General features: G+C 55.1%; 27 protein-coding genes, 1 tRNA gene and 4 pseudogenes. 15 read left to right on the forward strand and 17 right to left on the reverse strand.

The genetic code is table 11. The features are described 5' to 3' along the window. Positions 1-906, reverse strand: coding sequence for an SPFH domain-containing protein (locus tag SERAS12_RS05525; protein ID WP_013811804.1), 906 nt, complete (start codon positions 904-906; stop codon positions 1-3). A 262-nt stretch (positions 907-1168) separates the two neighbouring features. Here SERAS12_RS05525 and cfa point away from each other — a divergent pair, with 262 nt between their 5' ends. After that, entirely contained in the window at positions 1169-2320 is a 1152-nt protein-coding gene (gene cfa / locus SERAS12_RS05530) for a cyclopropane fatty acyl phospholipid synthase (protein ID WP_013811805.1), read from the forward strand. A 129-nt stretch (positions 2321-2449) separates the two neighbouring features. Here cfa and SERAS12_RS05535 read toward each other — a convergent pair whose 3' ends face one another. The 3 genes from SERAS12_RS05535 to tesA all read right to left on the reverse strand — a co-directional run bounded on the left by SERAS12_RS05535 (position 2450) and on the right by tesA (position 4824). Next, positions 2450-3304, reverse strand: a complete 855-nt coding sequence (locus SERAS12_RS05535) for a co-chaperone YbbN (RefSeq protein WP_041415927.1) — start codon at positions 3302-3304, stop codon at positions 2450-2452. 79 nt (positions 3305-3383) lie between these two features. Next, complete coding sequence (locus SERAS12_RS05540) at positions 3384-4160, reverse strand: SDR family oxidoreductase (RefSeq protein ID WP_004949412.1); 777 nt, start codon at positions 4158-4160, stop codon at positions 3384-3386. A gap of 25 nt (positions 4161-4185) precedes the next feature. Continuing rightward, entirely contained in the window at positions 4186-4824 is a 639-nt protein-coding gene (tesA, locus tag SERAS12_RS05545) for a multifunctional acyl-CoA thioesterase I/protease I/lysophospholipase L1 (RefSeq protein WP_042437248.1), read from the reverse strand. Here tesA and ybbA point away from each other — a divergent pair. The 3 genes from ybbA to SERAS12_RS05560 all read left to right on the forward strand — a co-directional run bounded on the left by ybbA (position 4795) and on the right by SERAS12_RS05560 (position 9736). Then, positions 4795-5481, forward strand: a complete 687-nt coding sequence (gene ybbA / locus SERAS12_RS05550) for a putative ABC transporter ATP-binding protein YbbA (RefSeq protein ID WP_013811808.1) — start codon at positions 4795-4797, stop codon at positions 5479-5481. The two genes, tesA and ybbA, sit on opposite strands and share 30 nt — an antisense overlap. Beyond that, complete coding sequence (gene ybbP, locus SERAS12_RS05555) at positions 5478-7910, forward strand: putative ABC transporter permease subunit YbbP (protein WP_013811809.1); 2433 nt, start codon at positions 5478-5480, stop codon at positions 7908-7910. The genes ybbA and ybbP overlap by 4 nt, the downstream gene beginning before the upstream one ends. A 419-nt stretch (positions 7911-8329) precedes the next feature. After that, positions 8330-9736 (forward strand): sugar porter family MFS transporter, encoded by a 1407-nt coding sequence (locus tag SERAS12_RS05560; protein WP_013811810.1) that lies wholly within the window; start codon positions 8330-8332, stop codon positions 9734-9736. A gap of 27 nt (positions 9737-9763) precedes the next feature. On the opposite strand, the gene SERAS12_RS26555 is transcribed toward SERAS12_RS05560, so the two are convergent. After that, positions 9764-9913, reverse strand: coding sequence for a hypothetical protein (locus SERAS12_RS26555; protein ID WP_239441017.1), 150 nt, complete (start codon positions 9911-9913; stop codon positions 9764-9766). On the opposite strand from SERAS12_RS26555, the pseudogene galE reads away from it, so the two are divergent. After that, positions 9870-10825: pseudogene (galE, locus tag SERAS12_RS05565) on the forward strand (UDP-glucose 4-epimerase GalE). The gene SERAS12_RS26555 and the pseudogene galE sit on opposite strands and share 44 nt — an antisense overlap. 65 nt (positions 10826-10890) lie before the next feature. Here the strand turns inward: galE and purK are convergent. The 4 genes from purK to ppiB form a co-directional block, all read right to left on the reverse strand. Then, entirely contained in the window at positions 10891-11958 is a 1068-nt protein-coding gene (gene purK, locus SERAS12_RS05570; protein ID WP_004949418.1) for a 5-(carboxyamino)imidazole ribonucleotide synthase, read from the reverse strand. Continuing rightward, on the reverse strand, positions 11955-12479 hold the full coding sequence (purE, locus tag SERAS12_RS05575; protein ID WP_013811811.1) for a 5-(carboxyamino)imidazole ribonucleotide mutase: 525 nt from the start codon (positions 12477-12479) through the stop codon (positions 11955-11957). Before purE ends, purK begins: the two co-directional genes overlap by 4 nt. A gap of 166 nt (positions 12480-12645) precedes the next feature. Next, positions 12646-13368, reverse strand: a complete 723-nt coding sequence (locus SERAS12_RS05580; protein ID WP_013811812.1) for a UDP-2,3-diacylglucosamine diphosphatase — start codon at positions 13366-13368, stop codon at positions 12646-12648. A gap of 10 nt (positions 13369-13378) precedes the next feature. Continuing rightward, positions 13379-13873 (reverse strand): peptidylprolyl isomerase B, encoded by a 495-nt coding sequence (gene ppiB / locus SERAS12_RS05585; protein WP_006322339.1) that lies wholly within the window; start codon positions 13871-13873, stop codon positions 13379-13381. A gap of 302 nt (positions 13874-14175) precedes the next feature. Between ppiB and cysS the strand changes: the two genes are divergently transcribed. Further along, positions 14176-15561: a cysteine--tRNA ligase gene (cysS, locus tag SERAS12_RS05590; RefSeq protein WP_013811813.1), complete on the forward strand. Its 1386-nt coding sequence runs from the start codon at positions 14176-14178 to the stop codon at positions 15559-15561. Positions 15562-15622: 61 nt separating this feature from the next. On the opposite strand, the gene ybcJ is transcribed toward cysS, so the two are convergent. Both ybcJ and folD read right to left on the reverse strand, forming a co-directional pair. Next, positions 15623-15835, reverse strand: coding sequence for a ribosome-associated protein YbcJ (gene ybcJ, locus SERAS12_RS05595; RefSeq protein WP_006322341.1), 213 nt, complete (start codon positions 15833-15835; stop codon positions 15623-15625). Between the two features lie 10 nt (positions 15836-15845). Next, positions 15846-16712 carry a bifunctional methylenetetrahydrofolate dehydrogenase/methenyltetrahydrofolate cyclohydrolase FolD gene (gene folD, locus SERAS12_RS05600; protein ID WP_006324012.1) on the reverse strand — a complete coding sequence of 289 codons (867 nt, stop codon included), beginning with the start codon at positions 16710-16712 and terminating at the stop codon, positions 15846-15848. Between the two features lie 35 nt (positions 16713-16747). Here folD and SERAS12_RS26560 point away from each other — a divergent pair, with 35 nt between their 5' ends. The 3 genes from SERAS12_RS26560 (at position 16748) to SERAS12_RS05615 (ending at position 17638) form a co-directional block, all read left to right on the forward strand. Next, a complete protein-coding gene (locus tag SERAS12_RS26560; RefSeq protein WP_237402099.1) occupies positions 16748-17122 on the forward strand; it encodes a hypothetical protein in 375 nt (124 codons plus the stop codon). Further along, entirely contained in the window at positions 17119-17415 is a 297-nt protein-coding gene (locus SERAS12_RS05610; RefSeq protein ID WP_041415932.1) for a hypothetical protein, read from the forward strand. The genes SERAS12_RS26560 and SERAS12_RS05610 overlap by 4 nt, the downstream gene beginning before the upstream one ends. Before the next feature lie 146 nt (positions 17416-17561). Next, positions 17562-17638, forward strand: a tRNA-Arg gene (locus SERAS12_RS05615). Positions 17639-17653: 15 nt separating this feature from the next. Here SERAS12_RS05615 and SERAS12_RS05620 read toward each other — a convergent pair. The 6 genes and pseudogenes from SERAS12_RS05620 to SERAS12_RS25340 form a co-directional block, all read right to left on the reverse strand. After that, positions 17654-18058, reverse strand: a pseudogene (locus tag SERAS12_RS05620) (tyrosine-type recombinase/integrase); the annotation flags it as partial. A gap of 339 nt (positions 18059-18397) precedes the next feature. After that, the gene (locus SERAS12_RS05625; protein ID WP_013811816.1) at positions 18398-19321 is read right to left on the reverse strand and encodes an alpha/beta hydrolase; all 924 of its coding nucleotides are present in this window, start codon (positions 19319-19321) and stop codon (positions 18398-18400) included. Between the two features lie 426 nt (positions 19322-19747). Beyond that, a complete protein-coding gene (locus SERAS12_RS25335; RefSeq protein ID WP_071880437.1) occupies positions 19748-20068 on the reverse strand; it encodes a LysR substrate-binding domain-containing protein in 321 nt (106 codons plus the stop codon). Positions 20069-20224: 156 nt separating this feature from the next. Next, a complete protein-coding gene (locus SERAS12_RS05635; protein ID WP_013811817.1) occupies positions 20225-21154 on the reverse strand; it encodes an amidohydrolase family protein in 930 nt (309 codons plus the stop codon). 37 nt (positions 21155-21191) lie between these two features. After that, positions 21192-21809, reverse strand: coding sequence for a TetR/AcrR family transcriptional regulator (locus tag SERAS12_RS05640; RefSeq protein WP_013811818.1), 618 nt, complete (start codon positions 21807-21809; stop codon positions 21192-21194). 119 nt (positions 21810-21928) lie between these two features. Further along, the gene (locus SERAS12_RS25340) at positions 21929-22108 is read right to left on the reverse strand and encodes a hypothetical protein (protein WP_013811819.1); all 180 of its coding nucleotides are present in this window, start codon (positions 22106-22108) and stop codon (positions 21929-21931) included. Between the two features lie 6 nt (positions 22109-22114). On the opposite strand from SERAS12_RS25340, the pseudogene SERAS12_RS26565 reads away from it, so the two are divergent. The 6 genes and pseudogenes from SERAS12_RS26565 to SERAS12_RS05660 form a co-directional block, all read left to right on the forward strand. After that, positions 22115-22210: pseudogene (locus SERAS12_RS26565) on the forward strand (DUF1016 domain-containing protein); the annotation flags it as partial. A 149-nt stretch (positions 22211-22359) separates the two neighbouring features. Continuing rightward, positions 22360-22673: pseudogene (locus SERAS12_RS25345) on the forward strand (transposase); the annotation flags it as partial. Between the two features lie 561 nt (positions 22674-23234). Beyond that, positions 23235-23522, forward strand: coding sequence for an adhesin biosynthesis transcription regulatory family protein (locus SERAS12_RS25350; protein WP_311196266.1), 288 nt, complete (start codon positions 23235-23237; stop codon positions 23520-23522). 123 nt (positions 23523-23645) lie between these two features. Then, positions 23646-24191 (forward strand): type 1 fimbrial major subunit FimA, encoded by a 546-nt coding sequence (gene fimA / locus SERAS12_RS05650; RefSeq protein WP_013811820.1) that lies wholly within the window; start codon positions 23646-23648, stop codon positions 24189-24191. A gap of 75 nt (positions 24192-24266) precedes the next feature. Continuing rightward, positions 24267-24809, forward strand: coding sequence for a fimbrial protein (locus SERAS12_RS05655; RefSeq protein WP_013811821.1), 543 nt, complete (start codon positions 24267-24269; stop codon positions 24807-24809). Between the two features lie 68 nt (positions 24810-24877). Next, positions 24878-25576, forward strand: coding sequence for a fimbria/pilus periplasmic chaperone (locus tag SERAS12_RS05660; protein ID WP_013811822.1), 699 nt, complete (start codon positions 24878-24880; stop codon positions 25574-25576). Positions 25577-25629 lie beyond the last annotated feature (53 nt).

Genomic DNA, 25629 nt, shown 5'->3' on the forward strand with positions numbered 1-25629 from the left:
TTACTTGCCTTTGTTGTCTTTCAACAGTTCGGCAATGCCACCAATTGAACCAAGCAGGCTGCTGGCATCCAGCGGCATCATGATGACTTTACTGTTGTTGGCGGAACCGATCTTCTGCAGCGCATCGGTGTATTTCTGCGCCACAAAATAGTTCACCGCCTGGATATTACCGCTGGCGATAGCGTCGGAAACCAACTGAGTGGCCCGCGCCTCCGCTTCAGCGGCACGTTCACGCGCTTCGGCCTGCAGGAATGCCGACTGGCGTTCCCCCTCCGCCTTGAGGATTTGCGACTGCTTGTCACCTTCGGCACGCAGGATGGCCGCCTGACGTACGCCTTCGGCCTCCAGAATGTCCGCACGCTTGGTTCGTTCGGCCTTCATCTGGGCGTTCATTGCCGAGATCAGCTCTGCCGGCGGACGTACATCACGGATCTCGATACGGGTGATCTTGACGCCCCATGGGTTGGTGGCTTCGTCGACGATATGCAGCAGGCGGCTGTTGATGCTGTCGCGCTGCGACAGGATTTCGTCCAGCTCCATTGAGCCGAGCACGGTACGGAAGTTGGTCATGGTCAGGTTGACGATCGCCCGCTCAAGGTTACTGACCTCATAGGCGGCGCGCGCCGGATCGACCACCTGGATAAAGCACACCGCATCGATGGCCACGTTGGCATTATCGCGCGAGATGATTTCCTGCGAGGGAATATCCAGCACTTGTTCCATCATATTAATTTTTCTGCCGATGCGATCCATAAAGGGCACGACCAGATTCAAACCGGGCATCAGCGTTTTGGTGTAGCGACCGAAGCGTTCCACCGTCCATTGGAACCCTTGCGGAACAATTTTGACGCCGGCGAAGACGATGATCAGCGCGACGACAATCACGATGGGGATAAGGGTAAACATGGCAAACCTCCTGTCAGACATATGTAAGAAGATTTTACGCCAGAGCGGGGGGAAAGCCTAATATCCCCGTCGTTTCAGGAGATAAATCAGCATAAGGGATCGATAACATTCCAAATTGGCATGTTTCCAATAATTTTAATTCATTTCATGACGTTGTCTGCCTTGGCTAGAGTGGAACCTGTCGCTGCGCTTATCTTCAAACTTTTGTCATTTCTATTTGCGACTATGCTTTTTGAAGTGACATCTTGCGCCAAGGATCGTTATGGACTCAATCAGTGTCGATGAACTCGCCCAGAAAAAAGATCGCTGGTATCTCATCGTGGAAGAAATGCTGGCTGCGGCCGGTATTACCATCAACGGGAATAATGCATTTGATCTTCAGGTGCACAATCCGGGCTTATTTAAACGCATTCTGCAGGAAGGCTCGCTTGGGTTTGGCGAAAGCTATATGGACGGCTGGTGGGATTGCGAAAGACTGGATGCGTTATTTACCCGCATCCTGCATTTCGGCGTTGATGAACGCCTGCCCAAAAGCCTGGCGGACATTACGCGGATCGCCTGTGCGCGGCTGTTTAACCGGCAATCGCGCAAACGCGCCTGGCAGGTAGGGAAAGAGCATTACGACATCGGCAACGATCTGTTTCGTGCGATGCTAGATCCCTATATGCAATATTCCTGTGGTTACTGGAAGGATGCTGAAACGCTGGAACAGGCGCAACTGGCCAAGCTGAAAATGATCTGCGAGAAGCTGCAACTGAAACCGGGCATGTCGCTGCTGGACATCGGCTGTGGCTGGGGCGGACTGGCACAGTATGCGGCGGAAAATTACGGCGTATCGGTGTACGGCGTGACCATTTCCGCCGAGCAGCAAAAGCTGGCGCAGGAGCGCTGTCAGGGACTGGACGTAGAGATCCTGCTGCAGGATTACCGCGATTTGAACCGCCAGTTTGACCGCATTGTTTCCGTCGGCATGTTTGAACATGTCGGGCCGAAAAACTACGACACCTATTTTAGCGTCGCGGCGCGTAATCTGAAGCCCGATGGCCTGTTCCTGCTGCACACCATTGGCGCCAACCAAACCAATCTCCATGTCGATGCCTGGATTGATAAATACATCTTCCCCAACGGCTGTCTGCCCTCGGTGCGCCACATCGCCGAAGCCAGCGAAAAGCGTTTTGTGATGGAGGATTGGCACAATATTGGCGCCGATTACGATCGCACGCTGATGGCCTGGTATGAGAATTTCAAACGGGCGTGGCCGGCGTTGTCAGAAAATTACTCTGAACGTTTCGAGCGGATGTTCACTTATTACCTGAATGCCTGCGCCGGCGCGTTCCGTTCGCGCGATATTCAGCTGTGGCAAGTGTTGTTCAGCCCGAAAGGCGTTGAAGGTGGGGTGCGGGTTTACCGCTAAATCCCCGTCATATTTCATGCTGCATCTGTGTTGGCTGCGTTTGTGCGCCCCAGTCACTGGCTTGAGTAAGCTCCTGGGGACTTGCAAACTTGCCGCCAACACAGATGCGGCTGGAAAGACGAAGGGTATTTAGTAGAGCAGAGAGTACAGCTGACGACGGTATTTAGCCGCTAATGCGTCACCGGTGCCCAGTGCGGCCAGAATATCCATCAGCGTCTTGCGCGCGCTGCCGTTGGCGGCGGCCAGATCTTTCTTCAAATGCCCCATCAGCAGTTCCAGCGCTTCTTCGTTGCGCCCCACCTGATGCAATTGCAGCGCCAGTTGCACGGCCAAATCGACGTTCTCCGGCTGTTGTTGCACCTGTTGCTGCAACAGCTGGATTTCCGGCGTATCGGCCGCCTGCTTCAGCAATTCAATTTGCGCCACCAGGCCCTGATAACGGGTATCGCGATCCTGTAAAGGAATAGTCGCCAGCACCGTTTCGGCCTCTTCAGTGCGGTTCAGCGCGATCTGGGTTTCTGCCAGCGTCAGGCCGATATCACTGCGTTGCTGGCTGGCTTGCCAGGCGTCTTTCAACAGCGGCAGCGCTTCAGCCGCGTTGCCTTCGGCCAGCAGGTCGGTTGCCTGTGCCAGTTTCAGATCTTCTGCCTTCGGCAGGAAGCGCTGCAGGAATTCGCGGATGACTTCTTCCGGCTGCGGGCCCTGGAAGCCGTCGACCGGTTGGCCGTCTTTGAACAGGTAAACCGTAGGGAGGGAGCGCAGCCCGAACTGTGCGGCGATCGCTTGTTCTACGTCGCAGTCCACTTTGGCCAACACGAACTGACCGGCATATTCCGCCGCCAGCTTATCCAGGATCGGGGTGAGCTGCAGGCAGTGTTGGCTGCGATCTGACCAGAAGTAGAACAGCACCGGCAGGGACATCGATTGTTCCAGCGTTTGGTGCAGGTTTGTTTCGTTAATATCAACAACAGCTTGAGCTAGCATGTGATTCTCTCTCTGATCTTGCGGAGCCATTGGCTCTTAAATGGGGGCGGGGCGACATTCTTCAACCCCGGCACCCAAATTAACCGTTGCTGCGCAGCAGCCAGTCCAGGCAGCGGCCGGGCAGAATGCGGCGCAATACGCTCAGCGCGTGCGCCAGCAGGGTCACCGGATAGCGCAGCCTGGCGCGCGGGTTTTCCAGCGCGTGGCGTAGCTTGGGCAAAATGGCCTCCGGCGGCAGCGTCAAGCGTTTGGCGATGCCGGGGTTATGCACCGGATTATCGCTCTGCGCCTGGTTCACGTTCTGGGTAAAGTGGGTCGAAATCGGGCCGGGTTCAATCAGGCTGACCTGAATGCCGGTGCCGTGCAGCTCCATGCGCAGCGCGTCGGACCAGGCTTCCAGCGCAAATTTGCTGGCGGCATAGGCGCCGCGTCCGGCGCTGGAGACCAGCCCCATCACCGAACTGGTTTGAATAATGCGCCCTTCGCCGTGCGGCAGCATCGCCGGCAACAGCAACTGGGTCAACTGGTGGGTGCCAAACAGGTTGGTGGAGAATTGCCGCTCCAGCTGTTGACGGGAAATGCTGCTCAGCGGGCCGTACACGCCGAAGCCGCCATTGTTGAACAGGCCATACAGCCGGCCGCCGGTCAGCGCGATCACCTGCGCCGCGGCGCGTTCGACACTGTCGCTGTCGTCCAGATCCAACTCAATGCCTTCCAGCCCCAGTTGACGCATGTTTTCCACGTCCTGCGGCTTGCGGCAGGCGGCCAGCACCCGGTAGCCGCGATTACGCAGATCTTGCGCTGCAATCAGTCCTATCCCGCTGGAACAGCCGGTTATCAATACCGCTTTTTGCATAACTTTACCTAGTGTACAACCCTATTTAGTTAGACTCATGTTTTACTAGAGGTTCCAGGCGTTCCGCCATCCAGGTGGCGATAAACGGTTGGGCGTCCTTATTGGGATGCAATCCGTCATCCTGCATCCATTCCGCTTTGATCACCACCTGTTCCATGTAGAACGGCAGCAGCGGAATGTTGAATTGCCTGGCAAGCTGCGGATAAATCGCGCTGAAAGCCTCGGTATAGCGGCGGCCATAGTTGGGCGGAATGTGGATTTGCATCAGCAGCGGCTGCGCACCGGCCTGCTGCACCAGGGTAATGATCTGGCTGAGATCGCGTTGTACGTCCTGCGCCGGAAAACCGCGCAGACCGTCGTTGGCGCCCAGTTCGATCAGCACCCAGCGCGGTTGGTGTTGTTTCAGCAGGGCGGGCAAGCGCGCCAGCCCTTGTGCGGCGGTGTCGCCGCTGATGCTGGCGTTCACCAACTGCGGATCGCCCGGTTTTTTCTGCCATTGGTCGGCCAGCAGCGTCGGCCAGGCCTGCGCCACCGGCAAGCGGTAACCGGCGCTTAAACTGTCGCCTAAAATCAATAAGGTATCGGCGGCGACAGCGCGTAAACTGAATAATCCCAACAGCAAAAGGAAGGGAAGATGCCAGCGGAAAACGTTCTTGAAGTTCATCATCTTAGTAAACACGTTGGTCAGGGTGAGCATCAGCTCTCCATCCTTACCGGAGTCGAGCTGGTTGTCAAACCCGCACAGACAATTGCCCTGATTGGCGAATCCGGCTCGGGCAAATCGACGCTGCTGGGGATCCTCGCCGGGTTGGACGACGGCAGTGAAGGGGACGTGCATTTGTTGGGGGAATCGCTGACCGCGCTGGACGAAGAAGGGCGCGCGGCCCTGCGCGCCAAAAACGTCGGCTTTGTATTTCAGTCATTCATGCTGGTACCGACGCTCAACGCGCTGGAGAACGTGCAATTGCCGGCGCTGCTGCGCGGCGAAAGCGACAGGCAGAGCCGCGAGCAGGCGGTCCAATTGTTGGAGCAGTTGGGGCTGGGCAAACGGCTCGATCACCTGCCGGCGCAACTATCGGGCGGCGAGCAGCAGCGGGTCGCGTTGGCGCGTGCGTTCAGCGGCCGGCCGCGGGTGCTGTTTGCCGATGAACCGACCGGTAACCTCGATCGCCAGACTGGCGAACGCATCGCCGATTTACTGTTCTCCCTCAACCGCGATTTCGCCACCACCCTGATCCTGGTCACCCATGACGAAACCCTGGCGGCGCGCTGCCAGCGGCGGTTGCGCCTGCGTGAAGGCAAGCTGTGGGAGGAAGCATGATCTGGCGTTGGTTTTGGCGGGAATGGCGTTCGCCGTCACTGCTGATCGTTTGGCTGGCGCTGACGCTGTCAATGGCCTGCGTACTGGCGCTGGGGAGCATCAGCGATCGCATGGACAAGGGGCTGAGCCAGCAAAGCCGTGATTTTATCGCCGGTGACCGGGTGCTGCGCAGCGCGCGGCCAGTACCGGAAGGCTGGCTGCTGGATGCGCAACAGGAAGGGCTGAAAGTGAGTCGCCAGCTGTCGTTCACCACCATGACCTACGCCGGTGACCGGCCGCAGTTGGCGGACGTGAAGGCCACCGATCTGGCCTATCCGCTGTACGGCAAGCTGGAGACGCGCCCGCCCAACGTCAAGCTTGCTCCGGGGTCGGTACTGGTGGCGCCGCGTTTGCTGGCGTTGCTGAATGTGAAAGTGGGGGACTCGCTGGACGTGGGCGACACCCGCCTGCGCATTGCCGGTGAAATCCTTCAGGAGCCGGACTCTGGCTTCAATCCGTTCCAGACTGCGCCGCGCATCATGATCAACCTGGCGGATGTGGATAAAACCGGGGCGGTGCAACCGGGTAGCCGCCTGAGCTACCGCTATATGTTCGCCGGTTCGCCGGAGGACATTCAGCGTTACGAAACGCGCCTGACACCGCAACTCCAGCCCGACCAGCGTTGGTTTGGGTTGCAGGAGTCCGGCAGCGCGCTGGGCAAATCGCTGCAACGATCGCAGCAGTTCCTGTTGCTGTCGGCATTGCTGACCTTGCTGCTGTCGATTGCCGCCGTGGCGGTGGCCATGAGTCACTATTGCCGTAGCCGTTATGATCTCATTGCGGTGCTGAAAACGCTGGGTGCCGGTCGCAACGCCTTGCGCAAGCTGATTGTCGGCCAGTGGCTGGCGGTCATTTTGCTGGCGGCAGCGTGCGGTGGGATTATCGGCCTGGGGTTTGAAGCGGTGCTGATTCGGCTGCTGGCACCGGTGCTGCCGGCGGAACTGCCAGCCGCCGGTGCCTGGCCGTGGTTGTGGGCAGTCGGCGCTTTGCTGATGATTTCGCTGCTGGTGGGGCTGCGGCCGTACCGGCAGTTGCTGGCGACCCAACCGCTGCGGGTATTGCGACGTGACGTGGTGGCTAACGTTTGGCCGCTGCGCTATTTCCTGCCGGTAACGGCGGTGATTGTGGTGGCGCTGCTGACTGCATTGATGGGAGCCAGTACGCTGCTGTGGTCGATTCTCGCCGGTATTCTGGTGTTGGCGCTGCTGTTGGGGGCTATCGGCTGGGGCAGCCTGCTGCTGCTGCGCCGCATTACGCTGAAGAATCTGGCGCTGCGGTTGGCGGTCAATCGTCTGCTGCATCAGCCCTGGGTAACGGTCAGCCAACTGGCGGCGTTTTCGCTGTCGTTTATGCTGCTGGCGCTGTTACTGGTGCTGCGTGGCGATCTGCTCGACCGCTGGCAACAGCAACTGCCACCGGACAGCCCGAACTACTTCCTGCTGAACCTGACCGAAGCGCAAGTGCCGCAGGTGAAAACCTTCCTGCAGCAGCATCAGGTCAAGCCGGAAACGTATTATCCGATTGTGCGTGTGCGCCTGACCGAGATTAATCAGCAGGTGGCGACCGAGCGGGTACACGAGGACGATCCGGGTGGCGAGGCGGTTAACCGCGAGCTGAACCTGACCTGGCTGGCGAGCCTGCCGGCGCACAATCCGCTACTGGCGGGCAGTTGGCCGCCGAAGGCCGGTGAGGTGTCGATGGATCAGGGCATTGCCGGGCGGCTCAAGGTTAAGCTGGGCGACACGCTGACCTTCAGCGGCGATACCCAGTCGTTCAGCGCCAAGGTCACCAGCCTGCGGCAGGTGGACTGGGAAAGCCTGAAGCCGAACTTTTACTTCATCTTCCCGCCGGGGGCGCTGGACGGTCAACCGCAGACCTGGCTTACCAGTTTCCGCTATGACGGGGACGGCCAGATGCTGACCCAGCTCAACCGGCAATTCCCGACGCTCAGCCTGCTGGACATCGGGTCAATCCTCAAACAGGTCGGCGGCGTGCTGCAACAGGTCAGCCGCGCGCTGGAGGTGATGGTGGTGCTGGTGGTGCTCTGCGGTGGCTTGTTGCTGATGGCGCAGGTGCAGGTGGGCATGCGGCAACGGCGCCAGGAACTGGTGGTGTACCGTACTCTGGGGGCCGGCAAGCGCTTGTTGCGCAGCACGCTGTGGTGTGAGTTTGCTTTGCTGGGGCTGGTGGCGGGCATCGCGGCGGCGGTGGGGGCGGAAGCGGCGCTATGGTTGCTGCAAAGCCAGGTATTCGATTTCCCGTGGGCGTCCACGCCGGTGCTGTGGTGGGCGTTGCCGTTGCTCAGTGCGCTGCTGTTGTCCCTGTGTGGCGGCTGGCTGGGCGTGCGGCTGTTGCGCGGCCAGGCATTGTTCCGCAGTTACGACGGTTAAACCGCTGCAAAGTCGGCCCGGCCCCTGTTATCGGGAGCCGGGCCGATACCTTTTGTATTGAAATCCCACAGATTCCCCTTCATGACCGCCTGCCTGGAAAATGCCTTTTTCCTCCCACCTTGATCCTTCGTTGAGTATGTAATCCAAGTGAAATCGATTACAAATAAATGACTGCCATTCAAAGTTAATATTGAAATCTGATAAGCGGTGTTTTTTATCTTGAGAGTGCCAGCAGGTGGAGTGATATTATTTGTAATTATAATCAATGATATATGTTTAATTTTTCACGGCGATACGTAGGGCTTACAAAATGGAAATAATGTAACCGTTTCCACTAATGTGATCTCACTCACTTACCGCCTGCGGATTGCCTCCTATCATGACGGCTAACTGATTCAATGTTATCTACTGGAGGCTGTATGAGTGTTACCGTCAAAATTGCGTCGGCTGAGAAAAGCCAGACGAATGCCGGTATGACTTTTTTCGTCTGTTTTCTGGCTGCGTTAGCCGGGCTGCTGTTTGGTCTGGATATCGGCGTGATTGCGGGCGCTTTGCCGTTTATTGCCGACTCTTTTCACATCACCAGCTCCCAACAGGAGTGGGTGGTCAGCTCGATGATGTTCGGCGCGGCGGTCGGCGCCGTGGGCAGCGGTTGGATGAATTTCCGCATCGGGCGCAAATACAGCCTGATGATCGGCGCGATCCTGTTCGTGGCGGGGTCGTTGTGTTCCGCAGCAGCGCCCAATGTGGACATATTGATACTCTCGCGCATTCTGCTGGGGCTGGCGGTGGGCATCGCTTCCTATACCGCGCCGATTTACCTGTCTGAAATCGCGCCGGAAAAAATTCGCGGCAGCATGATCTCGATGTATCAATTGATGATCACCATCGGGATTTTGGCTGCCTACCTGTCTGATACCGCGTTCAGTTACACCGGCGCCTGGCGCTGGATGCTGGGGGTTATCACCATTCCAGCCGGCTTGCTGCTGGTTGGCGTGTTCTTCCTGCCGGACAGCCCGCGCTGGCTTGCCTCGCGCAATCGCCATGAACAGGCGCGTCAGGTGCTGGAAAAGCTGCGCGACAGCAGCGCCCAGGCGCAGCATGAACTGAACGAAATCCGTGAAAGCCTCAAGCTGAAGCAGAGTGGCTGGGCGCTGTTCAAGGATAATAAAAATTTCCGCCGCGCCGTTTTCCTCGGCATTCTGTTGCAGGTTATGCAGCAGTTTACCGGCATGAACGTCACTATGTATTACGCGCCGAAGATTTTTGGCCTGGCGGGTTTTGCCAGTACCGAACAGCAGATGTGGGGCACGGTGATTGTCGGGTTGGTTAACGTGCTGGCCACCTTTATCGCCATTGGGCTGGTGGATCGCTGGGGCCGCAAACCGACGCTGATCCTCGGTTTTATCGTGATGGCAGTGGGCATGGGGGCACTGGGAACAATGATGGGTATCGGCATGAGTACGCCGGCGACGCAATATTTCGCCGTCATCATGTTGTTGATGTTTATTGTCGGTTTCGCCATGAGCGCCGGCCCGTTGATTTGGGTGCTGTGTTCAGAGATCCAGCCGCTTAAGGGCCGTGATTTTGGCATCACCTGTTCCACCGCCACCAACTGGATCGCCAACATGATCGTCGGGGCGACTTTCCTGACCATGCTCAATTCGCTGGGCAGCGCCTATACCTTTTGGGTCTACGCGGCGCTCAACGTAGTGTTTATCTTTATTACGCTGGCGTTGATCCCTGAGACCAAAAATATCTCTCTGGAACATATCGAACGCAATCTGATGGCCGGCAAGCCATTACGCAACATCGGTACGCGCTAGTCGTCTGGCTGCGCGCATGAAACAGACTTAGGCATCGGGTGTTAGCGCCCGATGCTGATGAAAGGGGAGCATGATGGCGATTTTAGTGACCGGCGGCGCCGGATACATAGGTTCACATACGGTACTGGCGCTGTTGGAGCGCGGTGAAGAGGTGGTGGTGTTGGATAATTTGGTCAACGCCTCCGAAGAGTCCTTACGCCGTGCGGAGCAACTGACCGGTAAAGCGGCGGTGTTCTATCAGGGGGATGTGCGGGACGCGGCGTGCCTGAGCCGGATCTTCGGCGAGTACCAGATCGCTTCGGTGATCCATTTCGCCGGCCTGAAAGCGGTGGGAGAATCGACCCGCAAACCGCTGGAATACTACCAGAACAACGTAGCGGGCACGCTGGTATTGCTGGAAGCCATGCGCGACGCCGGGTTCATCAGTTTATCTTCAGCTCTTCGGCGACGGTGTACGGCGAAGATGCGCCGGTGCCTTACCGGGAAGACATGCCGATCGGCGGCACGACCAGCCCTTACGGCACCTCCAAGTGGATGGTGGAGCAGATCCTGCAGGATTTCGCCAAGGCTGAACCGGCCTTTTCCATTGTTTCTCTGCGCTACTTCAACCCGGTGGGCGCCCATGAGTCTGGATTGATGGGGGAAGATCCCAGCGGCATCCCGAATAATCTGTTGCCTTATATTGCTCAGGTGGCCGTCGGTAAACGGGAGCATCTGAGCGTGTTCGGCGGGGACTATCCCACCAAAGACGGAACCGGCGTGCGCGATTACATTCACGTGATGGATCTTGCGCAGGGTCACCTGGCGGCGATGGATCACCTAAAGCAGATCGCCGGTTTTAAAGCTTATAACCTGGGGTCCGGGGTGGGGCATTCGGTGCTGGAGATGGTGCATGCGTTTGAGAAAGCTGCCGGCGTTGCCGTGCCTTATCAGATTTTACCGCGCCGTCCCGGGGATTTGCCCGCTTTCTGGGCCGATGTCAGCCTGGCTAAACGCGACCTGGGCTGGGAGGTGCAGCGCGGGCTCGATGCGATGATGCGCGATACCTGGAACTGGCAAAGCAAAAATCCGCAGGGCTATACCCGATAGTTTTTCATTGGCAGTAAAAAAGGGTTCAGCTTGCTGAACCCTTTGATTTTATTGCGGAGTAAATCTTAAGCCAGCTTTTGCCGTGCCCAGGCCAGGCCGCTCTGGTATTCGGCCGGCAGCAGCGGTGCCAGTGCCTGCAACGCCTGTTGCAGCACGGTGGCGCTAGGATCGTTCAGGTTGAGGTGGCCGACCTTGCGGCCTTCACGCACTTCTTTCTCATACCAGTGCAAATGCACCAACGGCAGCGCCAGCCACTGTTGATTCACTGCGGTGCCGATCAGATTGACCATCACCGACGGCGTGCTCACTACCGGTTTCGGCAGCGGCAGAGCGAGAATAGCGCGCAGGTGTAGTTCGAACTGGCTGATGGAGGCGCCGTTTTGCGTCCAGTGGCCGCTGTTGTGCACCCGTGGTGCCAGCTCGTTAATCAGCAGGCTGTCGCCAACGATAAAGCACTCCATCGCCATCACGCCGACGTAGTTCAGCTCGTCGAGGATCGCCGCCAGCATCTGCTCAGCCTGCCGTTGTAGAGCGGGGTCAGGCTGCGGCAGCGCCACGCTGGTGCGCAGAATGCCTTCTTCATGCAGGTTATGGGTCAGCGGATAGAACACCGACTTACCGTCGTGCCCGCGCGCGCCCACCAGCGAAACCTCGCCGGAAAAGTTAATCCCCTGCTCGACGATGCACTCGCCGTAGGCATCCGCCGGCAGTTCCGCTTCCTGGCCCGGGCGCAAGCGCCATTGACCGCGGCCGTCGTAACCGCCAACGCGACGTTTGACGATCGCCAGTTCACCGAGGGTGGCGAACACCTGCGGCCACTCGGCGGCATCGGCCAGCAATTGCCACGGCGCGGTGGCCAGGCCGAGCTGATCGAGCAGCTGTTTTTGCGTCAGGCGGTCCGCCAGACGGGGGAAAATATCGCGATTGACGAAGCTGTTGTGGGTCGCCAGTTCACGCGTCAGCGCGGTTTCCGGCCAGCGTTCGATTTCGGCGGTGATCACGCTGTTTTGATAGGGCACAGCTTCCGGTTCGGCGTCGATGCCGACCGGGTAAACGGCGATGCCCAGCGGTTCACCGGCCTGGCGCAGCATGCGCCCCAGTTGGCCGTTGCCCAGTACGCAAACCGGCTTCATGCTTCCTCCCGCGGATCCGGGTTGTTCAGCACGTCTTCGGTCTGTGCCTGGCGCCAGTCGGCCAGACGTTGCGCCAGCGCGGTGTCGTGCAGCGCCAGAATTTGCGCCGCCAGCAGCGCGGCGTTGGCCGCACCGGCTTTGCCGATCGCCAGGGTGCCGACCGGAATGCCGCGTGGCATTTGCACGATAGAATACAGGCTGTCTACACCGCTCAGCGCGGCGCTTTGTACCGGAACACCCAGCACCGGAACCAGCGTTTTCGCCGCCAGCATGCCCGGCAGGTGCGCAGCACCGCCCGCACCGGCAATGATCACGTCAAAGCCGTTGGCGCCTGCCTGTTCGGCGAAACTGAACAGCTTGTCTGGCGTGCGATGAGCGGAAACGACTTCGACATGGAACGGGACATCGAGTTGGGTCAGGATTTCGGCCGCGAACTGCATGGTGGCCCAGTCACTTTTCGATCCCATTACAATTGCGATTTTAACCCCAGCGTTGGTGGCTGAAGCGGCGTTGGCTCCCATGGGTGTAAGGCTCCTGTAAGTGTACAAACGACGGCCGGTTGCCTGCGGCGGGAGGCCGAATGAGGGCGCAGATCATACCATGAGCGCACGGCGAGGAAAACGGTTGCGTCGCCGGTTTTCACCGTCGAAAACGCGAATTTTTTCACTCGCGTGGCAAGTCAGGGGGTTAGAAAGGGAATTGGATCAGTTCGACGGCGTCTGCGCTGACTTTGATCATCGAACCTTCAGTGTGCCAGGCGCCCAATACCACGCGGTGAGCCTTGCCGTTGCTCAATTCCAGCTCATGCACCGCCGGGCGGTGGGTGTGGCCATGGATCATCCAGTGAACGTTATGGCTCAGCATCGCCTGCTCAACCGCCTGCGGGTTGACGTCCATAATGGCTTGCGATTTGCCCTGATTGCTCTGCCGGCTGCGAGCGCGCATCTTGGCGGCGATCTTCAGGCGCCAGCGCAGTGGCATGGCCAAAAACAGCTTCTGGATTAACGGATTGTGCACCTTGCGGCGGAACCGCTGGTAAGCCTGATCGTCGGTACACAGCGTGTCGCCGTGCAGGATCAGGATTTTGCGGCCGTACAGCTCCAGCACTTTTTCTTCCGGCAGCAGATGCATGCCGCTGGCGCGGGCAAAGCGCTTGCCGAGCAGGAAATCGCGGTTGCCGTGGATAAAGTAGCAGGGCACGCCGGCTTGTTGCAGCGTCTTCAGCGCGGCGGCAATCTCCGCGTGCAAGGGTTCGGGATCGTCATCGCCGATCCAGGCTTCGAACAGATCGCCAAGAATGTACAGGGCTTCGGCGTGGATCGCATCGTGCCGCAAAAAACGCAGAAAACCGGCAGTGATTGCCGGTTCCTGTGCGCATAGGTGCAGATCCGCGATGAACAGCGTGTTCATGCAGCCGCGATTACTCGCCGACGGTAACGCTGGTGACGATCACGTCTTCTACCGGAACGTCCTGGTGCATGCCGCTGCGGCCAGTTTTCACGGCTTTGATCTTGTTGACCACGTCCATGCCTTCAACCACTTCGGCAAATACGCAGTAACCCCAGCCTTGCGCGTTCTCAGCGCGGAAGTTCAGGAAGTCGTTGTCAGCCACGTTGATGAAGAACTGAGCGGTAGCGGAGTGCGGATCGTTGGTACGCGCCATCGCCAGGGTGCCCACGGTGTTTTTCAGACCGTTGTTGGCTTCGTTCTTGATGGTCGCTTTGGTGTCTTTCTGGTTCATGCCTGGCTCAAAACCGCCGCCCTGAATCATGAAACCATTGATAACACGGTGGAAGATAGTGTTGTCGTAGAAACCTGCACGGCAGTAGTTCAGGAAGTTTTCAACGGTAACCGGCGCTTTGTCAGCAAAGGTATTGATAACGATGTCGCCGTGATTAGTGTGGAAAGTAACCATAGTTTTAGTCCTAACAAGATGAAGTGAGACGTCACGTAGAGCGAGTGAACATTCAGACCGACCTTATAACATATCTCTTTTAACGAGTCAGCAGCGGCTGAACCGCGCAGGCTCTGTGGTAAATCGGGTATTGTTATATTATAACAATGATGGCGGGCGCTGATTTTTCACCGATTTGCGCAACCCGGCGCAGCAAAGCGCGGGCTTAACCTTGCATTAGATCAGGCTTCGGGTTTCAATACGTTGCTGGATGAACAGCCTAATTATCATTTTTGTTATCACGCACACCACGGAATGTCCCGATGCTAAAGATTTTTAATACCCTGAGTCGTCAAAAAGAGGAATTCAAACCCATTCATGCCGGTAAAGTGGGCATGTACGTGTGCGGGGTAACCATCTATGACCTGTGTCATATCGGCCACGGGCGTACCTTTGTCGCTTTCGACGTGGTGGCGCGTTACCTGCGTTATCTCGGCTATTCGCTGAACTATGTGCGCAATGTGACCGACGTTGACGACAAAATTATCCGCCGCGCGACAGAAAACGGCGAAAGCTGCGATCAACTGACCGCACGCATGCTGGCGGAGATGCACGCGGACTTCGATTCGCTGCTGATCGAACGCCCGGATCAAGAGCCGCGCGCCACCCAGCATATCGCCGAGATCATCGAGATCACCCAACGCCTGATCGATCGCGATCACGCCTACGTAGCCAGCAATGGCGACGTGATGTTCTCGATTGATAGCGATCCGCAATACGGCCTGCTGTCACGCCAGGATCTGGATCAGTTGCAGGCCGGCGCGCGCGTTGAGATTGACGACGTGAAGCGCAACCCGATGGACTTCGTGCTGTGGAAGATGTCCAAACCGGGCGAACCGAGCTGGCAATCGCCGTGGGGCGCGGGCCGCCCAGGCTGGCACATTGAATGTTCCGCCATGAACTGCAAGCAGCTTGGCACCCATTTCGACATCCATGGCGGCGGTTCGGATCTGATGTTCCCGCATCACGAGAACGAGATTGCCCAGTCCAGCTGCGCCCACGACGGCCCGTACGTCAACTACTGGATGCACTCCGGCATGGTGATGATCGACCGCGAGAAGATGTCGAAATCGCTGGATAACTTCTTCACTATCCGCGACGTGCTCGGCCATTACGATGCCGAGACGGTGCGTTACTTCCTGATGTCCGGCCACTATCGCAGCCAGCTGAACTACAGCGAAGAGAACCTCAAGCAGGCGCGCACCGCGCTGGAGCGTTTGTACACCGCACTGCGCGGCACCGACGCCAACGCGCAACCGGCCGGCGGCGAAGCCTTCGAAGCCCGCTTCCGCGAAGCGATGGACGACGATTTCAATACCCCGGAAGCCTACTCGGCGCTGTTCGATCTGGCACGTGACGTTAACCGCCTGAAAGGCGAAGACATGGCGGCGGCCAACGGGCTGGCGGCGGAACTGCGCAAGCTGGCGAAGGTGCTGGGCCTGCTGCAACAGGAGCCGGAACAGTTCCTGCAAAGCGGCGCACAGGCTGACGACGCTGAAGTGGCGGAGATCGAGGCGTTAATCAAGCAGCGTAACGACGCGCGCAAAGCCAAAGACTGGGCGCTGGCGGATGCCGCTCGCGATCGGTTGAACGAGATGAGTATCGTGCTGGAAGACGGCCCGCAGGGGACCACCTGGCGCCGTAAGTAACAGGCGCAGCCGCAAACAAAAAAGGCGCTGATTATCAGCGCCTTTTTCTATGGAGCGGGGCTTAGGGCTTAACTACAACCTGGCCGCCGTTAAACTCCACCACCTGATCGGCGACGATTTTGCAGCGTTTGCGCGTTTCGACTTTGCCGTTCACTTTCACCAACCCTTCGGCGATGACTTCTTTGGCGGCACCGCCGCTTTCACACCAGCCCTGGAACTTGAGCAGGTCGCACAGTTCGACGTGCGGGTGATTATCCAGATTAAAAGTTTCCATACTGCCTTACTTATTTAGGTTGAACGTCGTGATATTCCTCGCAGGCCTGCAAGGTATTTTGGATCAGTGTAGCAACGGTCATCGGGCCAACGCCACCCGGAACCGGGGTAATGTAGGCTGCACGCTCACTGGCGGCATCGAAATCCACGTCACCGACCACTTTACCACTTTCCAGACGGTTAATGCCGACATCGACCACGATCGCGCCCGGTTTGATCCAGTCGCCCGGAATAAAGCCCGGTTTACCGACCGCCACCACCAGCAGATCCGCATTTTCGATATGATGACGCAGGTTCTTGGTGAAACGGTGGGTCACGGTGGTGGTGCAACCGGCCAGCAGCAGCTCCATGCTCATCGGGCGGCCAACGATGTTGGATGCGCCAACCACCACGGCATTTAGGCCGTAGGTGTCGATGTTATAACGCTCGAGCAGGGTGACGATGCCGCGTGGGGTGCAGGGGCGCAGCTTCGGCGCGCGCTGGCACAGGCGACCGACGTTGTATGGATGGAAACCGTCGACGTCTTTATCCGGATGGATACGTTCCAGCACTTTGACGTTATCGATGCCGGCCGGCAGCGGCAACTGCACCAGAATGCCGTCGATTTCGCCGTCGGCGTTCAGCTTGTCGATCAGTGCCAGCAGTTCGGCCTCACTGGTGGTGGCAGGCAGATCGTAAGAGCGGGAAAGGAAGCCCACTTCATCACAGGCGCGGCGCTTGCTGGCGACGTAAATCTGTGACGCCGGGTTCACGCCAACCAGCACGACCGCCAGGCCCGGGGCGCGTTTGCCGGCCGCCAGACGTTGTTTAACTTGCTCAGCCACTTCGTTTCTAACCTGCTGCGCAATCGTTTTACCATCAATAATCTTTGCTGCCATCAGTGAGGAAATCCATCAATTAAGAAAAGCGGGGGATGGCGCTATTTTGTCAGAAGCTGAGCGCGCTGTCAGGCGTTGAATCGCGATCGCCGGCGTTTGCCGGTGGGGATTTACGTTTTTTTTATGCCAACGGAATGATCCTCTACGCCTTTTTTACCGGCTGCTGCGTAAGCTGGCATTATTCATACTGCGGTACGGGAGTAAAAATCATGATGGTCATCGCCCGGTTGCACTCATTGCACCACCCGATTGATAGCCAACCGAAACACGTCGGTGAAACGGTGTTCGACTCTTCTTTGCACCCGGCGGATGTGGCGCAGCTGATTGCGTTGCACCAACTCGCCGTACACAAGGCGCAGCCTTCATGGAGAGCGCGGCTGAACGCGTTGTACCGGGGGCTGAGAGCATGAGAAAACTCGTGGGCATAGGTTTTATGCTGCTGGCGTGGATGCCGTTGGGCCACGCCTCGTTAAATGCTGCACCTGCCAGCGCCGCGCTAAGCCAACAGCTAACGGCGGCCTGCAACCTGCTGACGGCGCAACACGCGGACTGGGGGAATATCAACGCGGTGGTGCGTTCGGCACGCGTTTGCCTGCAACGCCCGGCAGGGCAAGAGCAATCCGAACGCTTTCCCATTGCGCCGGATCGCGGCCTGGCCCAGCGCAGCAGCAGCCTGCTGCCGGATCTCACCCAAGATAAATGAAGGCGTTGGCCCAATGGGCGGCACGGGGGATGGGTGAAAAATCGCCATAAAGCACGGCTGCCGCCGTAACGTCATGAAAAGGCATTGACTCAGTGACCTCTGACCGTATAATCCCAACCCGCAACCCCCGGTTGCCGCATCCCAATGCGCCCTTAGCTCAGTTGGATAGAGCAACGGCCTTCTAAGCCGTAGGTCACAGGTTCGAGCCCTGTAGGGCGTACCATTAAATTTCAATGACTTACCTCTGCTCTCCAACAACTACATTTTCCAAAAGTGCCAGATTAGTGACATTGCCCGCCAAGACTTCGTCAATTTTTCTCGCATGTTCGGTTAAATGGGAAGGGGAAAGGTGAGCGTAACGCTGAACCATCTCTATGCTCTCCCAACCTCCCATTTCTTGCAGTGCTGACAGTGGTACTCCCGCCTGAACCAACCAGCTTGCCCAGGTATGTCTCAGATCGTGAAATCGGAAATCAGTAATGCCAGCGCGACGCTTTCCTGTATTCCAGGCTGAGTTATCGTCAACACGCATTTTCCTGACGGCTGGTGTCATACCTCCGCCGGGACGTTTTCGCGCGGTCGTATGCACAAACACATACCGGGAGTGACGACCAATCTGATCCCTCAGCGTTTTGCAGGCGGTACCCCGGCTTCAGCCTCGCGGAGAATACTGATGATCTGTTGGTCGGAAAAACGCTTCTTCATGGGGATGTCCTCATGTGGCTTATGAAGACATGACTAATATCGGGGTGTACTAATCAACGGGGGGCAGGTCAGCTTCATATCAGCCCATTCTTTACTGATAACCCGCAAAACATGATTATTCACATCGAAATCAAAAGCGACGATATCAATGAAGGGGCGAACTAATGTCGCCCCTGATAACCATGGCTAGTAAGGAACTGACGCCCTTCTATACACAACTTGCGTTATATGAATCAGTTATGTCAGCGCAAAGAAATATTGTCTTACGCTGGTTAGCCTATTTTTTAACAGATCGGCAGATTTGCTGAGTTATAAACATTGCTGCTCTGTCCAGCGCAAAATCTGCTTCTTCCAGTTTTCCTGTAAATGCCTGGAATACATGGGGCACATCAGCGGTCACATCCAGAATAACATCCACCTCGGCATCCCGGGCCCTTTTTGCCATCCGGGTGGAGTCATCAAGCAGCAGTTCATTAGTTCCCACCTGAAGCAACATTGGCGGAAAACCATGCAGATCTGCATACAGGACCGGAGAAAGTAGCTCCTGATGTGGGTCACTCTGACCGATATACATACTGAAAAAACCATTTGGGTTACGGAATTCAGCTTTCGTGAAGAAAGGGTCGATCCCGTCTTTGGTATCCACACTCTCCCCTGAGCGCGTGGCATCAAAACCCGCTGAGAACGTGACCAGTGCGCCAGGTAGTGGCAGTCCCTGCTTGCGGGCATTCAGGCAGGTGGTGACACATAGTCCCCCCCCGGCGGAGTCACCGGCAAAGACTATGGATTTTGGGTTGATACCCTGCTCCAGTAATTCACGGTACGCGGCAGTACAGTCCTCAAGCCCCGCCGGGAATGGGTTTTCCGGGGCTAGACGATAATCAAGTGAATAAGCTGTCAGCCCCGTTCTGACAACCAGGCTGGACGTCAGGGACATAGCCGTTTCCGGCGATCCTATAGAGCCTGAGCCCCCGTGGAAATAGAGGATAATCCCTTCTTTTTTTTGTTCACAGGCTTCAATGACAAGTGTGCGCTGACTGCCGAGTTGCGTTGTTGTCATGGTGGTACCTTCAGGTACCTGCATCGTTCCCATCAAGGCCGCGAATCCGGCCCTGATTTGTTCAATGCTGTGCGCCGTGTCCGCATTCGGATTGGGTAGACCAAATTTAGCGTTCAGTTTTTTACGTTGCTCACGGCTCATTAGCGTGGTCTCACAATTCAGGTATCAGTGCTGATTGTAGTGCTGCAGCACAGACGCCACTTTTTAGATTGCCAGGAAGATATATGGATTGAGACTTCAATGTAAACCTCTGACGGGTAATGTGTATAATATTAATTATCTGGATTTCAATATCATAAATGTATTACCAGTTTAAGGCGTTCATTATTCTTAAGTGCAGCGATAGCTGCTCCCCTGTTTTGCTGATAACAGAAGTCATGGCGCTCACGGTAAAGGAACAGTCACCACTGCGGCAGGCTGCGGCAATTTTAAGTTCAAGATGCGGTGACTTGTCTGCAACCCACCGGAAAACCGCGCCACGGTAATGGCTGTTGCGCGCCTGAGCCGGTAATAACGCAATCCCCATCCCTGAACTGATCAGACTGAGAATACTGGCAATCTGCCAAGCTAAGGTTCGGTCACAACCTGTGGGCTGAAACCGGCTTCATCACAGGCCATAAGCAGTTTCGAATGAAGATGAGGCACTTTATCAAACGCTATCCCCGACAGGTCCTTAAGTGCCACTGCGGGTTCAGCGGCCAGAGGATGATGTTCAGGCAGAGCAATCATGAGCCTTTCTGTTGCAACCACACGAATGTCGATATCGGCCAGCCGCGTCAGGTCGTCGAAAGCGAACACACTCTCAGGAAAGCGCTGGCGCTGATCGAGGTGCACATGCTGGATCTCATTTTTGTCGCGTGCAACAACACGCGGCCATTCGCCGAACACGCACTGATGTAGTGCCAGTATGACGATAAAACCCGGCGAGCCATTGCCCCGCCTAGCCAAGGGGTTACAGCGTTGATATAGAGCAGGATGGCTACCTTCAATTTCAATCCATGGGTTGGATGTGACTATATCTATTAAATCCTAGGACCTTCATATTCAGGCCACCGCGAGTCGTGGAAACAGTTTTTCCGCATTGCCGCGGTTGATCGCATGCCGCAGTTTCTCATCCAGGGGATAAGCGTCCAGAATGGCGGTGAACTGGCTGGACAATGCAAATGGGAAGTCACTCCCGAAGGTGATATGGGTCGGATCAGCAAAGGCCAGCAGAGATGGCAGTGCAGTCGGGCTTGAGGACAGGGCGGTATCGAAGTAGAAACGTTTCATGTCCGCCATGATCTGCTCGGGTGTCGTGTCAGGATTGAACTGCGCGGCACCGACGAAGCGATAGGCCGCATAGGGAAGGAAGCCCCCACCGTGCGACAGGATTACCTTAATTCGTGAGTGTCGGCTCATGACACCGTTCGCGACCATGTGAACCGCAGTGCGCGTGGTGTCGAACGGATAGTCGAGCAGCGGACTGGGCAATCCCTTGAGCATCTGGATCGGCGGTTCGGTCGGATGGATGAATACGACGGCCGAACGGGCGTCGAGTTCGGCCCAGAGCGGTTCGTAGTCGGGGTCCCCCAGATATTTCCCGTCTGCATTGGACAGAAGAACGACGCCATCGGCACGCAGCACATCCAGGGCGTAAACGGCTTCGGCAATCGCTCCATCGACATCAGGCAACGGAATGCAGGCGAATTGACCAAATCGATCGGGACGACCCTTGACCAACTCCGCATGATATTCGTTCACCTGTCGCGCCAACATGCGTCCTTCTGCATCGTCCGCTAAGTGAACACCGGGCGCGCTCAGGGAAAGGATGCCGGTCGCAATCGACTCCCTGTCCATAAGGGCGATGGCCGCTTGCGGGTCCCAATTAGGGGTGGGCCACCCTCCCGCAGTCAAGCCACGCTCGTCAAGCAGCTTGCGATAGGTTGGTGGAATCAAATGCTGATGGGTATCAATCCGAGCTGCTGATGTCATGATGATAGCCCAGTAGGTGTAAAGGTTAGTTCGTGACTTACGCCTTTTTTGGCGAAAATGTCGGAAGGTGCAGAAAAGCTTCCAAGATGCTGGTCGTCAGCAGTTCTTGAACGCTCTCCGGGTCAATATCCGGTGAGAGATAATGGAGCAGGACCGGCGCGGCGCGCGGCTGATTCACAGCATTATTTAGCAGCGCGAAGAATGCAGTCGGGTGGCGCACGCGGATGATGCCGACGTCAATCCCTTCCTCTATGAGGGGAAGAGTGGCCTCATAGGATGGTCGGACCAGCCGCTCCGTGAGGAGAATCATTCGTTCACTGCTCTCGAAGGCGTGGCGGACGACGAACTGGCGAACTTCTGGATGAGCAAAAGTGAAGCTGACATAGTGCCGGACCAAGGCGGTCAACCGCTCGGCAACCGTTGCGCTTTTGTCTGTTGTTATCCGCCTGATTTCCGCGACCATCGGCTCCCTTTGCGTGATGATCGCATCGACGCAAGCATCCCAAAGCCCCGCCTTGCTACCGAAATGGATACGGACAAGCCCCGGATCGACATCGGCAGCGCAGGCAATGCTTCTTAAGTCGGCAGCCTCATAGCCATGCTCGGCGAAGGCGAAGGTCGCGGCGCTGATAAGGGCCGCCCGACCATCGGGCATATCTCGCCGCCTCCGGCCCCGCCTTTTTTGACCCAACTCATCATCCATCTAGGGTTCGCATCCAATTCATTTATATCTACAGATGAAGATATATGGGCGCGAGAGATATATCAAGAGCCTCAGAGTTCCGTATCCAGCAATTGCCTTGTGGCGAGCACGTCATCGATGAACTCATCACCGGGGAGCAGGTCATCGTTGCCGCCATCGAGGGAACGCAATCGCCCCCCAGGGGAGAGGGGCATATGGGTCGGCAGTGAAGCGCCGGAGCGTGATTGTGTCTCTGTGGTGTTGAGGGACATCGAACGCTCTTCAACAATCGCAAGCTGCGGCGGCTGGCGGCGGTGGAGTTGAACGTCGGCGAGTTCGAGGTGGTCTACAAGAGGCAGATGGAGTTATACATGTTCCCGACTGGGTCACTCAGCACGCGAAGAGTGTCACTGTCATGTCTTCAATGGGTTGTAAGCATCCCGCTTAACCGAACCATTCACTTTTAGAGATCTTCCGACATACTGATTATGTCCCCTGAGGAGATCTCTATGTGTAAAGCCCGATACACCAGAGCATCGCCGTTCTGAAGTCCGTTGAAGCCGGACGCACCGTCAAGGATGTCTGCCGCGAAGCGGGCATATCTGAGGCCTCGTACTACAACTGGAAAGCAAAGTACGGCGGGATGGAAGCCTCTGATATCAAAAAGATGAAAGACCTTGAGGACGAAAACCGCCGTCTCAAACAAATGTTTGCCGATCTCAGTCTTGAATGCCGGGCACTGAAAGATGTCATCGAAAAAAAGCTTTAAAACCAGCGATAAAGCGTGAGCTTGTTGGCTATCTGACCGCACAATTTGCCATGAGCATCCGCCAGGCATGAAGGACGCTATCGCTGAGCAGGACAGTCTATTTTTACCAGCCCGATACCTGGACACCCAAAAAGGCGGATGAAACCGGGTATGCCATCATCATGATGATCAGTTGTAGCTGGCGCCTATGAACCCGGCATACAGCACTATTTACCCCGAAACGCTGGGGGGCGGCGTGGTGATTCACGCGCTGCACTCTTTCTGGCGAAGGCAGAGTTAGAACATCTCATAATAATTGCGGGCGTTGTCTTTATATATTTTATATTCTTTACGTTATATATAAACTTCCATAAAAAAAACAACAAAACAACAAACAACAATTAAGTCCAAAAAAAAATAATAACGCGAACTTAAAAACCATAAAAATAGCAATTAATGGTATATATTTCTATTTTATTCTTGAGTTAGAGGATATAAAACCAACAAAAACAGGCGTAAAAAAGTATTATTCAGGGGTTTAAAAGATGAAAAATATGATTATAATTTTTGGGAAAAATCGGAATGCTAAACGCAGGGGATATAAGCAACCACAACTAATCTTATAGGAGGATCATGCGTTGCCATATCAATTGAGGAACGCAAAGTTAAAACCCGGTAAGTTAACAGAAGAACATTTCTGGCTATTGATAGAAATATCATCAATGCATAGTGAAAAGGTAATCCTGGCGCTAAGGGATTATCTTGTTTTCGGCTTCACGAGGAAACATGTTGTAGAACGATACGGTGTTAATAATGGTTACTTTAGTCTGAGTTTAGCCCGGTTAGTCAATGTCAATAAGGTAGTATTGAAGCTAATTCCATATTACCAAGAATCACATAACAAGAACCAAGGAGGATTTACCGTTTCGAACAACTAACAATACATTAACATAAAGATCTTATTGGGAGAATAACCCCATGGTAATTTGTTTGTGCATTCAATAATTTACCATGTTTTATTTTCTTTTGACCTAAAATCATTTAATTAGAAAGGATTTTGTATGAACTTTAAATTGATCCCCTTAGCAGGTTTGATTTCGGCATTAACTCTTGGCGCTGCAATGAATGCTTCTGCCGCTACCGTCAATGGTGGTACCGTTCATTTTAAAGGTGATGTGGTCAATGCCGCTTGTGCTGTAAATACGAACTCGTTTGATCAAACTGTTCATCTTGGGCAAGTTCGCACAGCCAAACTAGCAAAAGATGGCGATAAAAGCACTCCTGTTGGGTTTAATATTGAACTGAATGACTGTGATACTACCGTCTCAAGTACCGCTTCAATTCTATTTGACGGTGTGTCTGTCTCAGGTAAACCGACTGTACTGGCATTGCAGAGTTCTGCTGCGGGTAGTGCAACAAATGTTGGGGTTCAGATCCTGGATAGTACCGGAACTCCTGTAATGGTTGATGGCAGTGCTGCAAGCACAGCATATACACTAAGTGATGGAACCAATAAAATTCCATTCCAGGCTGCTTATTATGCAACTGGTCAGGCAACAGCAGGTGCTGCAAACGCTGATGCGGCCTTTAAAGTTGAGTATCAGTAAGTAAATGAATAAACAGGGACGTTTTCGGATCAGGGACGATCTCTAATCCGTCCATCACGAGATGGAAGCTATTGAATGAATATATTCATATCACGCCTGCTGATGTTGTTGTTATTATCTGCGACTGCACAAGCAGGAAACCGCTGGCATGTCATACTTCCCGGTGGGAATATGCAGTTTCAGGGGGAAGTCATCGAGGAAGCATGCAGTATTGCCTTAGAAAATAAACAAATGACTGTGTCAATGGGGCAAATTAGTAGTAATAATTTCCATGCTGCCGGTGCATTTTCCGAACCCGTACATTTTGATATACATTTGCAGAACTGTAGTACCTCTGTTAGTCAACATGTGGGGATTTCACTTCATGGGGTTGCTGACAGCCGGGAGCCAGACTTACTGGCGGTTAATAACGAGCAAGATTATTCAAATAATATCGCAATAGCCTTTTTTGATGAACATGAACGACCAATAAAGCTAAACCATCCTCCAAAATTCTGGAAAAGGATAGTCGACGGTCCGGTTACGTTACATCTTTTAGCCCGGTACAAAGCTATTCAGTATCCTGTTATGGGAGGGAAAGCGAACGGTCAATTATGGTTCTTTTTAACTTACGAGTAACAAATAGAATACATTTTTCGTGAATAAAACAGTGTAATGACCGGACAATTATTAAGGTAAAGATAAAAATGATTAGAGCTATAAATATAAAGGCCATCGTGGCAACTTTTTTTGTTTTCCTTTCGATACCTCAAAGTCATGCAGGTGTTGCACTTGGTGCAACCAGAGTTATCTACCCGGCAGAACAAAAGCAGGTACAGCTGGCCGTCACGAATAATGACGACAAAGGCAATTACCTTATTCAGTCGTGGATTGAAAATGCCGAAGGGAAAAAAGATAACCGTTTTGTTATTACACCCCCGTTATTTTCAATGATGGGAAAGAAGGAGAATACACTGAGGATCATTGATTCCTCAAATGATACGCTCCCCAAAGATCGCGAGAGCTTATTCTGGATCAATGTAAAAGCGATACCCGCTCTTGATAAAGCCAAAGAAAATGAAAATTATCTGCAGTTTGCCATTGTCAGCAGAATTAAACTTTATTATCGCCCAAAAGGGTTGGCTATTGCACCAGAGCAAGCGTCTGAGAAGCTTCGTTTTTCTATCCAAAAGGACAAGTTGGTGTTAAATAATCCTACGCCATATTATTTAACTGTTACGGATTTGAAAATTGACGGTAAAGCCTTAGAGCACACAATTGTGCCTCCAATGGGCAAAACCTCCGTTTCCATCCCTTCCGGGGTAGGTGCAGGAGGCGATATTACCTATAAAACCATCAACGATTATGGTGCCATTACATCAGCGCGAAAAGGGCTAATAGAGTAAGTGCGCTCCTGTTAGCCCAAACAAACTATAAGCACGCTAGGGAGATTTATTTT

The organism is Serratia sp. AS12 (assembly GCF_000214195.1).
In the GTDB taxonomy this organism is placed as follows: Bacteria; Pseudomonadota; Gammaproteobacteria; order Enterobacterales; family Enterobacteriaceae; genus Serratia; species Serratia plymuthica.

Coding starts and splice junctions, on each gene's coding strand:
- SERAS12_RS05535 (WP_041415927.1), bottom strand. CDS start 3,304: ATGCTAGCTCAAGCTGTTGTTGATATTAACGAAACAAACCTGCACCAA.
- ppiB (WP_006322339.1), bottom strand. CDS start 13,873: ATGGTTACTTTCCACACTAATCACGGCGACATCGTTATCAATACCTTT.
- SERAS12_RS05525 (WP_013811804.1), bottom strand. CDS start 906: ATGTTTACCCTTATCCCCATCGTGATTGTCGTCGCGCTGATCATCGTC.
- cfa (WP_013811805.1), top strand. CDS start 1,169: ATGGACTCAATCAGTGTCGATGAACTCGCCCAGAAAAAAGATCGCTGG.
- fimA (WP_013811820.1), top strand. CDS start 23,646: ATGAACTTTAAATTGATCCCCTTAGCAGGTTTGATTTCGGCATTAACT.
- SERAS12_RS05560 (WP_013811810.1), top strand. CDS start 8,330: ATGAGTGTTACCGTCAAAATTGCGTCGGCTGAGAAAAGCCAGACGAAT.
- ybcJ (WP_006322341.1), bottom strand. CDS start 15,835: ATGGAAACTTTTAATCTGGATAATCACCCGCACGTCGAACTGTGCGAC.
- SERAS12_RS05610 (WP_041415932.1), top strand. CDS start 17,119: ATGAGAAAACTCGTGGGCATAGGTTTTATGCTGCTGGCGTGGATGCCG.
- SERAS12_RS05660 (WP_013811822.1), top strand. CDS start 24,878: ATGATTAGAGCTATAAATATAAAGGCCATCGTGGCAACTTTTTTTGTT.
- SERAS12_RS05625 (WP_013811816.1), bottom strand. CDS start 19,321: ATGAGCCGTGAGCAACGTAAAAAACTGAACGCTAAATTTGGTCTACCC.
- purK (WP_004949418.1), bottom strand. CDS start 11,958: ATGAAGCCGGTTTGCGTACTGGGCAACGGCCAACTGGGGCGCATGCTG.
- SERAS12_RS05640 (WP_013811818.1), bottom strand. CDS start 21,809: ATGCCCGATGGTCGGGCGGCCCTTATCAGCGCCGCGACCTTCGCCTTC.
- SERAS12_RS25340 (WP_013811819.1), bottom strand. CDS start 22,108: ATGTCCCTCAACACCACAGAGACACAATCACGCTCCGGCGCTTCACTG.
- cysS (WP_013811813.1), top strand. CDS start 14,176: ATGCTAAAGATTTTTAATACCCTGAGTCGTCAAAAAGAGGAATTCAAA.
- ybbP (WP_013811809.1), top strand. CDS start 5,478: ATGATCTGGCGTTGGTTTTGGCGGGAATGGCGTTCGCCGTCACTGCTG.
- SERAS12_RS05655 (WP_013811821.1), top strand. CDS start 24,267: ATGAATATATTCATATCACGCCTGCTGATGTTGTTGTTATTATCTGCG.
- SERAS12_RS05635 (WP_013811817.1), bottom strand. CDS start 21,154: ATGACATCAGCAGCTCGGATTGATACCCATCAGCATTTGATTCCACCA.
- SERAS12_RS05580 (WP_013811812.1), bottom strand. CDS start 13,368: ATGAACACGCTGTTCATCGCGGATCTGCACCTATGCGCACAGGAACCG.
- SERAS12_RS26560 (WP_237402099.1), top strand. CDS start 16,748: ATGGCGCTATTTTGTCAGAAGCTGAGCGCGCTGTCAGGCGTTGAATCG.
- SERAS12_RS05540 (WP_004949412.1), bottom strand. CDS start 4,160: ATGCAAAAAGCGGTATTGATAACCGGCTGTTCCAGCGGGATAGGACTG.
- tesA (WP_042437248.1), bottom strand. CDS start 4,824: ATGAACTTCAAGAACGTTTTCCGCTGGCATCTTCCCTTCCTTTTGCTG.
- purE (WP_013811811.1), bottom strand. CDS start 12,479: ATGGGAGCCAACGCCGCTTCAGCCACCAACGCTGGGGTTAAAATCGCA.
- ybbA (WP_013811808.1), top strand. CDS start 4,795: ATGCCAGCGGAAAACGTTCTTGAAGTTCATCATCTTAGTAAACACGTT.
- folD (WP_006324012.1), bottom strand. CDS start 16,712: ATGGCAGCAAAGATTATTGATGGTAAAACGATTGCGCAGCAGGTTAGA.